11 protein-coding genes are annotated in these 12979 nt (G+C 68.4%); 4 read left to right on the forward strand and 7 right to left on the reverse strand.

From position 1 onward, the window contains the following. Positions 1-4 precede the first annotated feature (4 nt). Entirely contained in the window at positions 5-691 is a 687-nt protein-coding gene (locus ABZY89_RS10090) for a response regulator transcription factor (RefSeq protein ID WP_355226776.1), read from the forward strand. Positions 692-701: 10 nt separating this feature from the next. Here ABZY89_RS10090 and ABZY89_RS10095 read toward each other — a convergent pair whose 3' ends face one another. The 3 genes from ABZY89_RS10095 to ABZY89_RS10105 all read right to left on the reverse strand — a co-directional run bounded on the left by ABZY89_RS10095 (position 702) and on the right by ABZY89_RS10105 (position 3157). After that, entirely contained in the window at positions 702-1370 is a 669-nt protein-coding gene (locus ABZY89_RS10095; RefSeq protein WP_355226778.1) for a TrkA family potassium uptake protein, read from the reverse strand. Next, positions 1363-2721, reverse strand: a complete 1359-nt coding sequence (locus ABZY89_RS10100; protein ID WP_355226827.1) for a potassium transporter TrkG — start codon at positions 2719-2721, stop codon at positions 1363-1365. Before ABZY89_RS10100 ends, ABZY89_RS10095 begins: the two co-directional genes overlap by 8 nt. A 64-nt stretch (positions 2722-2785) precedes the next feature. Continuing rightward, positions 2786-3157 (reverse strand): globin, encoded by a 372-nt coding sequence (locus ABZY89_RS10105; RefSeq protein WP_160025142.1) that lies wholly within the window; start codon positions 3155-3157, stop codon positions 2786-2788. An 86-nt stretch (positions 3158-3243) separates the two neighbouring features. Here ABZY89_RS10105 and ABZY89_RS10110 point away from each other — a divergent pair, with 86 nt between their 5' ends. Further along, a complete protein-coding gene (locus ABZY89_RS10110) occupies positions 3244-3669 on the forward strand; it encodes an OsmC family peroxiredoxin (RefSeq protein ID WP_355226780.1) in 426 nt (141 codons plus the stop codon). A gap of 156 nt (positions 3670-3825) precedes the next feature. Here ABZY89_RS10110 and ABZY89_RS10115 read toward each other — a convergent pair whose 3' ends face one another. Next, positions 3826-4776 (reverse strand): mechanosensitive ion channel family protein, encoded by a 951-nt coding sequence (locus ABZY89_RS10115; protein ID WP_355226781.1) that lies wholly within the window; start codon positions 4774-4776, stop codon positions 3826-3828. 120 nt (positions 4777-4896) lie between these two features. Here ABZY89_RS10115 and ABZY89_RS10120 point away from each other — a divergent pair, with 120 nt between their 5' ends. After that, positions 4897-5187 (forward strand): hypothetical protein, encoded by a 291-nt coding sequence (locus ABZY89_RS10120; protein ID WP_160025139.1) that lies wholly within the window; start codon positions 4897-4899, stop codon positions 5185-5187. Between the two features lie 13 nt (positions 5188-5200). Here the strand turns inward: ABZY89_RS10120 and helR are convergent, their stop codons facing one another. Both helR and pepN read right to left on the reverse strand, forming a co-directional pair. Further along, positions 5201-7459: an RNA polymerase recycling motor ATPase HelR gene (helR, locus tag ABZY89_RS10125; protein ID WP_355226784.1), complete on the reverse strand. Its 2259-nt coding sequence runs from the start codon at positions 7457-7459 to the stop codon at positions 5201-5203. 197 nt (positions 7460-7656) lie between these two features. Then, complete coding sequence (gene pepN / locus ABZY89_RS10130) at positions 7657-10200, reverse strand: aminopeptidase N (protein ID WP_355226786.1); 2544 nt, start codon at positions 10198-10200, stop codon at positions 7657-7659. Between the two features lie 201 nt (positions 10201-10401). On the opposite strand from pepN, the gene ABZY89_RS10135 reads away from it, so the two are divergent. Beyond that, the gene (locus tag ABZY89_RS10135; protein WP_355226788.1) at positions 10402-12057 is read left to right on the forward strand and encodes a CHAP domain-containing protein; all 1656 of its coding nucleotides are present in this window, start codon (positions 10402-10404) and stop codon (positions 12055-12057) included. 79 nt (positions 12058-12136) lie between these two features. Here ABZY89_RS10135 and ABZY89_RS10140 read toward each other — a convergent pair whose 3' ends face one another. Then, positions 12137-12868 (reverse strand): L,D-transpeptidase family protein, encoded by a 732-nt coding sequence (locus tag ABZY89_RS10140; RefSeq protein WP_355226790.1) that lies wholly within the window; start codon positions 12866-12868, stop codon positions 12137-12139. Between the last annotated feature and the right edge of the window lie 111 nt (positions 12869-12979).

Here is a 12979-nt window from a genome sequence, read left to right on the forward strand (position 1 = left end):
CGAGATGAGCCGGGTGCTGGTCATCGACGACGAGCCCGCGCTGCTGCGTGCGCTCGCCATCAACCTTCGCGCGGCCGGTTGGGAGGTCGAGACCGCCGCCGACGGCCGATCGGGTCTCGCCGCGGCCGCCGCGACCCACCCCGACGTGGTCCTCCTCGACCTGGGTCTGCCCGATCTGGACGGGACTGAGGTCATCGAGGGATTGCGCGGCTGGACCCAGGTGCCGGTGGTCGTGCTCTCGGCCCGGCAGCACGGCGACGACAAGGTCGAGGCGCTCGACCTCGGCGCCGACGACTACGTGACCAAGCCGTTCGCGATGAACGAGCTGATGGCCCGCCTGCGAGCGGCCGTTCGGCGCTCCCAGGACTCCGCACCCCCTGCCGCCGCAGTCGTCACGGTCGGAGACCTGGAGATCGACTTCGCACGCAAGCGGGTCCACAGGTCGGGGGAGGACGTACGCCTCACCCCGACCGAGTGGTCGTTCCTGGAGCTCCTGGCCCGCAACCTGGGCCGGTTGGTGACACGTGAGCAGATCCTCAACGAGGTGTGGGGGCCGGCGTACGCCAAGGAGACCCACTACCTGCGCGTCTACGCCGCGCAGCTGCGGCGCAAGCTGGAGGACGACCCGGCCCATCCGCGCCTCCTGGTCACCACGCCCGGCGTCGGCTACACCCTCGAGCCGGGCGCGTGAGCTCTACGCGTCAGAGCCGGGCGAATGCCTCGACCTTGTGCTGGGGCCCGGAGACGACGATCTCGTCGTCGGCGCGGATGACGGTCTCGGGCGTCGTGTAGGTGAACCTGCCTCCGGCAGGCTTGACGCCGACGACGGTGACCCCGTAGCTCTGGCGGACCCCGACGCCGGTGAGACTGCGGTTGTGCAGCGCTGCCGGCGGTCGGGTCTTGACGAAGACGTACCCGTCGTCGAACTCGATGTAGTCCAGCATCCGCCCTCGGACCAGGTGAGCGACGCGCTGCCCCATGTCGTGCTCGGGACGGACGACGCGGTGCACCCCGATCTGGGTGAGGATCCGGGCGTGAGGTGCGCTGATCGCCTTCGCCCAGACGTTGCGTACGCCGAGGTGGACCGCGACGGAGGCGGTGAGGATGCTCGCCTCGATGTCGGTGCCGATGCTGACGACCACGGTGCCGAACTCGCTCAGGCCGAGCTCCCGCATCGCGTCCTCGCTCGTGGTGTCGGCCTCGACCACGTGGGTGAGTAGGCCGGCGTGCTCCTGCACCGTTCGCGGGTTCATGTCGGCGGCGAGCACCTCCTCGCCCTCCTCGACCAGCTCCAGGGCGAGCGCGCTGCCGAACCGGCCGAGGCCGAGCACAGCGACGCCGCCGTGGGTGGTGGTGTCTTTCCTAGCCAATGAGTGGCCGTCCTTCCGGGAAGCGGTGGAGGCGCTCGCGGTCGCGGAGCGCCAGTGCGGAGACGAGGGTGATCGGGCCGATCCTGCCGACGAACATCATCGCGATGAGGACGAGCTGACCGCCCGAGGGAACGTCGTAGGTCAGGTTGGCCGACAGGCCCACCGTGGCGAAGGCCGAGACCGCCTCGAAGAGCACCTGATGGGTGGGTGCCTCGACCAGATGGAGCAGGGCGATGGTGCCGGAGACCACGAAGCCGACCGAGAGCAGCGCGACCGTGAGCGCCTGACGGATGGCGCGTGGGTCGATGCGCCGGTCGAACGCCTCCACCTCGGCCTGGCCGCGCACCTCGGCGAGGATGACGAAGAAGAGCAGCATGAAGGTGGTGACCTTGAGGCCGCCCGCGGTGCCTGCCGACCCACCGCCGATGAGCATCAGCACGTCCACGCCGAGCAGCGTTCCTTCGTGCATCTGCTCGTAGTCGAGGCTGTTGAACCCGGCCGTACGCGTCATGGTGCTCTGGAAGAAGCCGGCCAGCACCTTCCCGGGTGCGCTCAGGGCCCCGAGGGTGTCCGGGTTGCGCCACTCCGTGGCGATGAAGAACACGGTGCCGATGAGCAGCAGGCCGATGGTGCCCGTGACGGTCATCTTCGTGTGGAGGCTCCACATCCGTACCTTCGTACGCTGCAACAGCTCCAGCCACACCGGGAACCCGAGGCCGCCGGCGATCACGGCGACGACGATGGGCAGACAGATCCAGGGATCGTCGACGTAGCCCATCAGGTTGTCCGACCGCAGCGCGAAGCCGGCGTTGTTGAAGGCGGAGATCGAGTGGAAGACACCGTCGTAGGCGGCCCGCTCGAGGGAGGAGCCGTAACCGAGCCAGAACCGCAGCGTCAGCGGGATCGCGATGATCAGCTCGATGACCAGGCTGATCCCGACCACGCCTTTGACCACGCTGCGTACGTCGCCGAGTCCCGAGCTGGTGTGCTCCACCGCGGCGGTGAGCCGAAAGCGCAGCCCGAGGCGGCGGAAGACGATCAGCGCCAGCAACGAGGCGAGAGTCATGATCCCGATCCCGCCGACCTGGATCAGCCCGAGGATCGTGACTTCGCCGAACGTCGACCAGTAGGTCGGGGTGTCGACCACGACCAGCCCGGTGACGCAGACCGCGCTGGTAGAGGTGAACAACGCGGTCAGGAACGGTGCGTGGCCGGGCTCCGTGCGGGCCACCGGAAGCATCAGGAGCAGCGTGCCGATCAGGATCGCGATCGCGAACCCGGCGACGACCACCTGGCCCGGATGGCGCAGCAGCGGTCGTGGACGGCGCGCCCGACGGATAGGGGAGCTCATCGACACGGGCGCCACTCTAGAGGCACGGCACGCGCGGGCGGGGCGAGCGGGCCCCGCCGGAGGGTCAGCTGGGAGTGTTGATCATGAAGTTGGCCGCGTGCTCGGCGTACGCCCAGAACTGCGCATCCTGCTCCGGGGTCAGCCCGGCGGCGTCGAGGCCCTCGCGGAAGTGCTGGAGCCAGCGGTCACGAGCCTCCGAGGTGACCTCGAACGGGGCGTGACGCATCCGCAGCCGCGGGTGGCCGCGCTGCTCGGAGTAGGTCGTCGGGCCGCCCCAGTACTGAGCCAGGAAGAGCGTCAGCCGCTCCTGCGCCGGACCGAGATCCTCCTCGGGGTACATCGGCCGCATCAGCTCGTCGGTCGCCACGCCCTCGTAGAACTTGGCCACGATCGTGCGGATGGTGTCCATCCCGCCGATCTCCTCATAAAACGTCACTGAGCCATTCTTCCACGCGGGTCCGCGCTCGCCTGCCGTGGCAGGATCGGGGGCGTACGCATTCACACGAACTTTGGGAGATAACGATGGCCACCACCCGCACCGCCACCACCGTCTGGGAGGGCTCGCTCTTCGAGGGCGCCGGCAAGGTGACGCTGGACTCCTCGGGCCTGGGGACCTACGACGTCTCGTGGCCGGCCCGCACGGAGGCGCCCGGCGGCAAGACCAGCCCCGAGGAGCTCATCGCCGCCGCCCACTCCTCCTGCTTCTCGATGGCCTTCTCCAACGGTCTGGCCGAGAACGGCACCCCGCCGACCAGCCTGCAGACCAGCGCCGAGGTCGAGTTCACCCCCGGCAAGGGCATCACCGGCATCAAGCTGACCACGCGCGGTGTGGTCGAGGGCCTCGACAACGACGCCTTCGTCAGCCTCGCTGAGGCGGCCAAGGCCGGCTGCCCGGTCAGCCAGGCGCTCACCGGCACCACCATTACCCTCGACGCCGCCCTCGCCTGATCAACCGCCGCTGGTTGAGCCCGGCGAGCGCCAGCGAGCCGGTGTCGAAACCAACACGGTCCGTCGGCGCTCGACGGGCCGTGTTGGTCTCGACACGCCTCCGCCTAGCGGCTCCGGCGGCTCGACCAGCGGGGTCAGGGGCTCGACCAGCGGGGCTCAGGCCTTGGCCGTCTGCTCCTCTTCGGCGGCGGCCTTCTCCTCGCGGTGCCAGATGACCCGCTGCGGGAACGGCATCTCGATGCCCTCGTAGTCGAGGCGCGCCTTGATCCGCTGGCGCATCTCGCGCGCGATCCCCCACTGCTTGAGCGGGAGGGTCTTGATGAGCACCCGCACGGTGATGGCGTCGGCGGCCAGCGCCTCGACGCCGGTGACCTCGGGCTCCTCGATGATCTGGCCCTTGAAGTCCTCGTCGACCCACAGGTCGTGGGAGACCTCGCGCAGCACTCGCTGCACCTTGTTGAGGTCCTCGTTGTATCCGACGCCGACATCGATGACGGCGCGGGCCCAGTTCTGACTGTGGTTGCCGACGGTGAGGATCTCGCCGTTGGGGATGTACCAGACCGTGCCGTCGAGCGAGCGCAGCCGGGTGATCCGCAGCGTCACGGCCTCGACGGTGCCGCTGATGTTGTTGACCTCGATGCTGTCACCGACGCCGTACTGGTCCTCGATGATCATGAAGATGCCGGACAGGTAGTCCCGCACCAGCGACTGGGCGCCGAAGCCGAGCGCCAGACCGACGATCCCGGCCGAGGCGATGATCGGGGCGATGTTGATGCCGAGCTGGTCCAGGATCATGGTGGCGAAGATCGCGACCATGACGCCGGTGACGACGCTCTTGAACAGCGAGCCGATCGCCTGGGCGCGCTGACTGCGGCGCGACGAAGCGACGCTGGCCTCGCCTCCGTCGGCCATCTTCGTGATCTTGCCGCTCAGCCCGGGGGCTTCCACGGCGCGGACGACGACCTTGTCGATCACCCGGTGCAGGATCCAGCGGAGCACGATCGCCAGCAGGATCAGGCCGGCGATACGCAAGGGGATGCCGATCACCCATTCGCCGAGCGTCGACCAGGAGACCGAGATCAGTGGGGGGTTCGGGGGGATGGACATGGGTTCCAGTATCCAAGCCGTTCAAGGTCGACGGCCAATCCCTGGCAGGGCATCGACTTCCGCCGCGGCGACGAGGGGCAGAGATGAGAACCAGGACGTACGCCGGTTAGTATCTGCCCCGTGAGCAACCAGATCCTGCGCCGCGCCGGCCTCCTCGGCGCCTCCGCCTCCGCCGCCGTCGTCGCCTCTGTTGCTACCGCCGGCCCCGCCAGCGCCGAGGTTCCCAACGGCTGGCCGGTCGCCGAGGAGATGACAGCCTCCGGTCTGCTCCTGCTCATCCTGCTCATCCCGGTGATCCTGATGGTGGTCATCTCCCTCCTGGTGCTCCTGCCGGGCGTGTTCCGCGGCGAGGGGCTGCTTCCCAAGCCCCACAAGGCCGAGGACGACAACCTCCCCGCTGCGACGCACTGACCCTTCGGTTCGGTCAGCCGAGAATGGCCAGTTGCTGGGTCGCCCGCGTCATCGCGACGTAGCGGTCCACGGCACCCTCGATCCCGGTCCCGTACGTCTCGGGGTCGGTGAGAACGACCAGGTCGAACTCGAGCCCCTTGGCGTGCACGGGGGAGAGGCGGCGTACGCGGCCTTCGTTGACGTCCTTCGAGCCGGCGGCGATCACACAGGCGACACCCTCCTCGTTCTCGGCGAGCCAGGTGTCCAGGATCACATCGAGATCCGCGACGGATCCGTGGACGACCGGGATGCCGGAGGCACGGATCGACGTGGGCACGTTGGCGTCGGGAAGTGCTGCGCGGATGACCGGCTCGGCCTCGGTCATCACCTCCTCGGGCGTGCGGTAGTTGATGCTCAGGCCGGCCATCTCGATCCGGTCCAGGCCGACGCGCTCGAGCCGCTCCTGCCACGACTCGGTGAACCCGTGCCGCGCCTGGGCGCGGTCGCCGACGATCGTGAAGCTGCGCGAGGGGCAGCGGCTGATCAGCATCTGCCACTCGGCGTCGGTCAGCTCCTGCGCCTCGTCGACGACGATGTGCGCGAACGGGCCGGCGTACGGGTCGAGCTCCTCCGGTTCCCGCACCGAGTCGTCGAGGAGCGCGGTGCGCAGGTCCTGGCCGCGCAGCATCGACATCACCTTCATGTCGGAGTCGTCGTGGCTGATCAGGTCTGAGACGACCGCTGCCTTCGCCTTCCGATCGGCGGCCGCCGCTGCCTTCTGGGCGCTCCGGCGCCGCGAGGCGTCGGGGTCGCCGAGCCGGCGGTGGGCGGCGTCGAGCAGCGGCAGGTCCGCCTCGGTCCATGCCTGGGGATCCTGACGCTGCAGCGTCTTGACCTCCTCGGGAGCGAGCCAGGGCGCGCACATCCGCAGGAACGCCGGCACCTCCCACAGGTCCCCGACGATGTCGGCCGGCCGCAGCCGCGGCCAGACCTCGCCGAAGACGTCGAGCAGTCCGGCGTTGGTCTCCAGCGAGGCACGCAGGGCGTCGGTCGAGTCCTCGTCGACGAGGCCGTACGCGTCGAACTCTTCCTCCTCCTGGTCCGAGTCGCCCCAGTCGTCGAGGCGATGTCCTGAGCTTGTCGAAGGGTCGGCGTCGGCGTCGTAGTCGCGGTCGGGGTCGGCGCCGGTGTTCTCCTGGATCCTTTCGGTCACGATCCTCAGCAGCGCCTCCCAGACCTGGTCGCGGGCGTCGTTGTGCGGCGTACCCTGCCCGGCCGCGGCGATCGCCTCGGCCCAGTCGCCGGTGCTGATCACCGCGTCGCCGTAGGGCGTCTCGACCAGGGTCGGCTTCGACGGAGGCTTCTCGTAGAGCGCCACCGCCGGCTCGATCGCCGCCACCATCCGGGCGTCGGCCTTGAGCCGGGCGACCTCCTTGTTCGGCTCCGGCACCAGCGAGGCACCCTCGGGCACCATCCGGCGCAGCGTGGTGGTGCGTACGCCCTCCTCGCCCAGGCTCGGCAGCACGTCCGCGACGTAGGAGAGGTAGGGCTCGTGCGGCCCCACGAACAGCACCCCACCCTTGCCCTCGCCCAGACGCGGGTCGGAGTAGAGGAGGTACGCCGTGCGGTGCAGTGCCACCACGGTCTTGCCAGTCCCCGGACCGCCGTCGACGACCAAGGCGCCCCGCGAGGACGCTCGGACGATGGCGTCCTGATCGGCCTGGATGGTGCCGAGCACGTCGCGCATCCGTGGCGAGCGGCTGCTGCCGAGCGTGGCGATGAAGGCCGACTGGTCATCGAGAGCGGCGTGCCCCTCGAGCCCTTCGGCGGTGAAGACCTCGTCCCAGTAGTCGGTGATCCGCCCGTTGGTCCAGCGGTAGCGGCGCCGGCTCAGCAGCCCATGCGGGTCGCCATGCGTGGCCGCGAAGAACGGCTCCGCCGCCGGCGAGCGCCAGTCGACCAGCAGCCGCTGCCCGTCGCTCGCGGTCAAGCCGAGCCGCCCGATGTAGATGGTGCTGCCCGACTCCGTCACGATCCGCCCCAGGCACAGGTCCAGACTGAACCTGCGCAGCATCCGCAGCTGCCCACCGATCCGGTGCACCTCCAGATCGCGGTCCATCGCCTCCTGCCCATGCCCACCCGGGCGGCGGCGTACGTCGTCCAGCCGTTCGTTCAGCTCGGAGATCTGCTCCTCGAGGCTCTTCGCGATGGCAGCGAAGTGCTGCTCGTCCTCGGCGATCAATGCCGGGTCCGCCTTGGCGTCGTGACGGCCCGCGAGATCGAATGCTTGCAACGTTGAATCCCCTGTCTGATCAGGCGTTTTACCTGTTCGAGGAGGAGATTCTGCCCCAAGCCGGGGGTCTTGCGGCAAGCCCCTATATGCGCTATAAAGTTGTTAGTGGAAGGGGAGATCTCCCTTCCATTCTTGGTTTTCGAGCAATACGAAGGGCCCCGGAAGCAGGTGCTTCCGGGGCCCTTTCGCGTGTGGTGCTACTGCGCGTCGCGCTCCTGGGCGGCGAGGGCGCGGGCGACCTCGTCACGTCCCTCGCGGACGTACCGCTTGGCGGCGGGCTCGGCGGGGGAGGTCTCGAGCCACTTGTCGGCCTTCTCCAGGAGTTCGGGGGAGGCGGCCGGCTTCGGGAAGATGAACTCCAGCACCGTCGAGGCGCGGTGGGTGCCGAGGTGCTCCCAGAGCGTGTCGGCGGCCTCGAAGTAGCGGTCGACGAAGGGCGCCAGCACCTCGTCCTGCCCGCCACGCTGGAACGAGAGCACGATCGAGCGGGCGGTCTCGTTGGCCACGTCGGTGCGGACGACGACCGACTCCCAGGCGGCTTCCTTGGCCTCGGTGGTCGGCTGCGCGGCGCGAGCGGCGGCTGCCTTCTCCTGGCCGGAGATGGTGTTGTCGCGCTCGAGCTCGGCGGCGATCTCGGCCTCACCGAAGGTGCCCGAGGCGGCTAGGCCGGTGACGAGCGCCCAGCGCAGGTCCTGGTCGATGTCGAGACCGCCGAAGGCCAGGTCGCCGGAGAGGAGACCCTTGAGGTCGGCGATCGCGGCCTCGGAGCGGGCTGCGGCAGCGTACGTCCGGGCGAAGGTCAGCTGGTGGTCGCTGCTCGGCGCGGCGGCCTCCAGCAGCTCCCGGAGACCGGTCTCCCAGCGCGCCTTGAGGGCGTCGCGGTTGGCCGGAGCCGAGAACGAGCCCACCGCCTGCGCGGCGAAGACCGGGATCCGGGTGACGCCCCAGGCGTCGGTCTCCTGGCCGATGTTGGCGAGCACGAGCTCGACGAAGTCGCTCGCCCGCATCTCCGCGTCGCGGGTCATGTCCCAGGCCGCACCCCAGATCAGCGCGCGCGAGAGCGAGTCGCCCAGCGCGGACAGCGACGACAGCGCGGTGGCCAGCGAACGCTCGTCGAGACGGATCTTGGCGTACGTCAGGTCGCCCTCGTTCAGCAGCAGCAGGTCGGGCTGCTTGACGCCCTCGAGCTGCGGAACCGCGGTCAGCTCACCGGTGACGTCGATCTCGAACGCGTCGCGGCGCACGAGCGAGCCGTCGACCAGGTCGTAGAGGCCGAGGCCGATGCGGTGGCGGCGCAGCGTCGGGTAGTCGGCGGCCGCCGACTGGCGAACCGCGAAGGAGGCGTAGGCACCGTCCTCGGCGAGGGTGAACTCGGGAGCGAGCGTGTTGACGCCGGCGGTCTGCAGCCACTCCTGGGCCCAGCCCTGGAGCTCACGCCCGGAGGCGGCCTCGAGGTGGCGCAGCAGGTCCTTGAACTCGGAGTTCCCGTAGGCGAACTCCTTGAAGTAGGCCTTCAGCCCCTCCAGGAACGGCTCCAGCCCGACCCACGCCACGAGCTGCTTCAGGACGGAGGCGCCCTTGGCGTAGGTGATCATGTCGAAGTTGACCTCGACGGCCTGCAGGTCGTAGTTGTCCGCGGCGATCGGGTGCGTCGTCGGCAGCTGGTCCTGGCGGTAGCCGGTCTGCTTGCGGGCGTTGGTGAAGCCGGTCCAAGCGTCGGTGAACTCGGTCGCGTTCGCCTGGGCGTGGTAGCAGGCCCACTCGGCGAACGACTCGTTGAGCCACAAGTCGTCCCACCACTTCATGGTGACCAGGTCGCCGAACCACATGTGCGCCATCTCGTGGAGGATCACCGAGGCGCGGAAGTCGTAGAAGGAGCGCGGCTGCTTGGAACGCGGCAGGTACTCGTCGCGCAGCGTCACGGCGCCGGCGTTCTCCATCGCTCCCATGTTGTACTCGGGCACGTAGAGCTGGTCGTACTTCCCGAAGGGGTAGGGGAAGTCGAAGGCGTCCTCGAAGAACTCGAAGCCCTGCTTGGTGATCTTCACGACCTCGTCGCGGTCGAGGTGGGGGACCAGCGACTGGCGGCAGTAGTGACCCAGCGGGATCGTGCCGAACTTGCCCTCGTAGACGTCCTGGACCTCGTGGTACTCACCGGCGATCAGCGCGGTGATGTAGGTCGACATCTTCTTGGTGGGCTCGAAGTCCCAGGTCGCGCGCCCGTCGCCCAGCGGCTTCGGCTCGGGCGTGACCGCGTTGGAGACGACCTTCCAGCCCTCGGGAGCGGTCACGTGGAAGGTGAAGACGGACTTGAGGTCGGGCTGCTCGAAGGTGGTGTAGACGCGGCGCGCGTCGGGGACCTCGAACTGGGAGTAGAGGTAGACGCGGTCGTCGGCGGGGTCGACGAAGCGGTGCAGCCCCTCGCCGGTGTGGGAGTAGGCGCAGTCGGCCTTGACGACGAGCACGTTCTCGGCCGCGAGGCCGTCGAGCTGAATCCGAGAGTCCTGGTACGCCACCGCGGGGTCGAGCGCCACGCCGTTGAGCGTGATCTGGTGGACCGTCGCGCCGACCAGATCGGCGAAGGTCGAGGCGCCGGCCTCGGTGGAGGTGAAGGTGATCGTCGTCGTCGAACCGAAGGTCTCAGCACCCGTGGTGAGGTCGAGATCGATGTCGTACGAGAGGACGTCGAGTAGTGCGGCCCTAGCGGTGGCTTCGGCGCGCGTCAGATTGGTTCCAGGCATGGCTGGATCCTCTCACTGTGCCCGGAATTCGAGACATTTATATAGCGCTTGTTGCCCGTTCTTGGGAGTCGCTGAGCGTGGAAAGTAAAAATACAGTGTTGTAATTCCGACACACCGGTATCAATGGTTGACAACTTTCTCTAGGGTGCTCATGTGCCCCTCAAGTCACAGAAACACCAGTATTCACAGGAGTCGCGCCAGGTGGGGAAGCCTGGCGGGGCGCTGCGCCGGGCTTTGGTCACCGGCGCGGTTCTGCTGCTCGTCGGCCTCGGTGTGCAAGTCATCCCCAAGTTGGCATCACCGGCGCACGCGGGCTCCATCACGCTCTGCTCCGGCTTCTCGGACTGCCGCAGCAAGGGCTACTCCACCGGCGGCTACGAGAGTGCGTGGGGGAGCATGTACTGGCGGATGTACGCCGGTCGCAACTGCACCAACTACGTCGCGTACAAGCTGATCCAGACCGGCCTGCCGAACGCTCGCCCCTGGTCGGGCGAGGGCAACGCCACCAACTGGGGCGTTGCGCTGAGCAGGCTGACGAACCGGACGCCGACCGTCGGCTCGGTTGCCTGGTGGCACTCCTCGCACCCGAGCGCGAGCCGCTTCGGGCACGTCGCGATCGTCGAGAAGGTCGGCGCGGACACGATCACGATCTCGGAGTCCAACTACGGCAGCGACATCAGCTGGCGCCGGATCGGCAGGGACTCGGTGAACTACCCGACCGGGTTCATCCACTTCAACGACCAGCGCCTCTCGGTCACCAAGCGGCCCACGGTCGAGGGCACCGCACAGGTCGGCAAGGCGGTCACCGTCAACACCGGCTCGTGGAGCCCGAACCCGAACAAGATCCGCTACCAGTGGATCGTGAACAAGAAGCCGATCCCGGGTGCGACCAACAAGACCTTCCGCATCCCCGGCCACCTCGCCGGCAAGCAGATCGCGGCGGTGCTCACCGGCACCCGCCGGGACTACAGCGAGGCCAAGACGATGAGCCAGATCCTGCCCCCGATCAAGCAGGGCACGTTCAAGGTCCTGGCGCAGCCGAAGATCAGCGGCACCCAGAAGGTCGGCTCGACGGTCTCCGTCGGCGGGGCGGACTACGAGCCGTCGGCCAAGATCGGCGAGGTCAGGTGGTACGCCGACAAGCAGCTGATCACGCGCACCAAGTCCCGCTTCCTGAAGGTGCCCGCAACGGCCTCCGGGAAGAGGATCGGCGCGGTCGTCGTCGGTGTCCAGGAGGGCTACCGCCCGAAGCAGTCGTACGCCTTCGCCAGCACGCTCGTCGGTGGCGGCAAGGCACCGCAGCAGCCGGCGGAGCCGCCCAGCGGCGGCGAGCTGGCGCAGACCGAGGCCGGCTTCGTGAAGGGCGGCACTCGTCTCGGTGGCCTGATGCAGGTCGACCCGGGCGGCTTCAGCGAGGCGGTGGACCTCTCCTACCAGTGGACGCGTGAAGGCACGCCGATCTCCGGGGCCACGACCGAGAAGTACCGTCCGACCGAGGCCGACGTCGGTCGCCGCCTCAGCGTCACCGTGGTCGCCCGGTCCAGCAGCGGGACGTTGACCAAGACGTACGGCCCCAGTGGCCGGGTCCGCGTCAAGCCGAGCGTCAAGGTCACCGCGACCGGCGGCTCCCGGGAGGCGAAGGTGGCCGTCCAGGTCACCGCGCCGGGCTACCAGCCCGCCGGCACGGTCAAGATCACGACCAACGGCGGACGTACGGTCACCAAGACGCTCAGCGGAGGTGCAGCCGGAGTCACCTTCGTCAAGCTCCCCGCGGGCGAGTACGCAGTGACTGCTGCCTACAGCGGCGACGAGGTCGCCTACTGGGCCAGCGGGGGTGACTTCACCACCGTCAACTGATTCGGGAGGCCTCGAGCCTCATCGTCATATGGCTGTGGGCCGGAGCGATCCTCGCTCCGGCCCACAGTGCTGTCTCTCGTCAGGCGCCGATGGCGATGACGGGCTTCTTGGTGGGATCGAGAAGGCTGAAGTACTCCTTCATCATCCACCGCGGGACGCTGACGCAACCGCCGGTCGCGCCGGAGCCGTTGACGTGCAGGAAGATCCCGGCGCCGCGGTAGCGGACCGGCTTGTCGTAGTTGTACTTGATGACGACCGAGTACTCGTACTGCGTCGGGTAGGCCGCGAGCCGCTCGGAGCTGTTCACATCGCTGGCGGGGAGCCAGTGGCGGAAGCCGCCCTGCGACTTGAGGCGGTAGCGGTTGTAGTAGGCCGAGTTGTTGTCCTGGACCCAGTAGGACTCGCTGGTGATCTTGGTGTGGGCCAGCTTCTGCGTGCTCGCCTTGGCGTGGGTGCCGAAGGTGGACATCAGGCTGAAGGTGCCCATCGGGGTCGTGCTGGTGCCCTGCTTGCGCTGGTCGCGCGCCACGAGCCCGCCAGAGCCGATCCGCCCCTTGGTGGTCATGAACTTCTGGGTCCACTTGCCGTCGGCCTTCACCCAGAACCGGACGTTGGCGTACGTCCCCGAGCTGCGGTTCACGGTGACGACCTGCGTGCCACCGTAAGGGACGGCGACCGAGACGCCGTCGAGGACCACGGTCGTCGCGGCGCCGGCGTTGGAGGGTAGAAGGGAGAACATGGCAGCGGCGGTCGCAACGACAGCGACAACACCGCCGACCAGACCTGTTCTTCGGTCGATCGAGAGTCTCACGAGACTGCTCCTAGTGCATGGGGGTTTGGCCCGATCCGAGTGATCGAACCGCGGAAGCCTAGTGGGGTATGTAAGCGTTTACCCGGGAGTAGCGGTAACGAGTCCGAAACA

Origin of the sequence: Nocardioides sp. NPDC006303 (genome assembly GCF_040613175.1) — a bacterium.
In the GTDB taxonomy this organism is placed as follows: Bacteria; Actinomycetota; Actinomycetes; order Propionibacteriales; family Nocardioidaceae; genus Nocardioides.

Bases quoted from the DNA above. Each gene is read 5' to 3' on its own strand.
- ABZY89_RS10090 (WP_355226776.1), top strand. From the start codon at position 5: ATGAGCCGGGTGCTGGTCATCGACGACGAGCCCGCGCTGCTGCGTGCG.
- ABZY89_RS10100 (WP_355226827.1), bottom strand. From the start codon at position 2,721: ATGAGCTCCCCTATCCGTCGGGCGCGCCGTCCACGACCGCTGCTGCGC.
- ABZY89_RS10110 (WP_355226780.1), top strand. From the start codon at position 3,244: ATGGCCACCACCCGCACCGCCACCACCGTCTGGGAGGGCTCGCTCTTC.
- ABZY89_RS10115 (WP_355226781.1), bottom strand. From the start codon at position 4,776: ATGTCCATCCCCCCGAACCCCCCACTGATCTCGGTCTCCTGGTCGACG.
- pepN (WP_355226786.1), bottom strand. From the start codon at position 10,200: ATGCCTGGAACCAATCTGACGCGCGCCGAAGCCACCGCTAGGGCCGCA.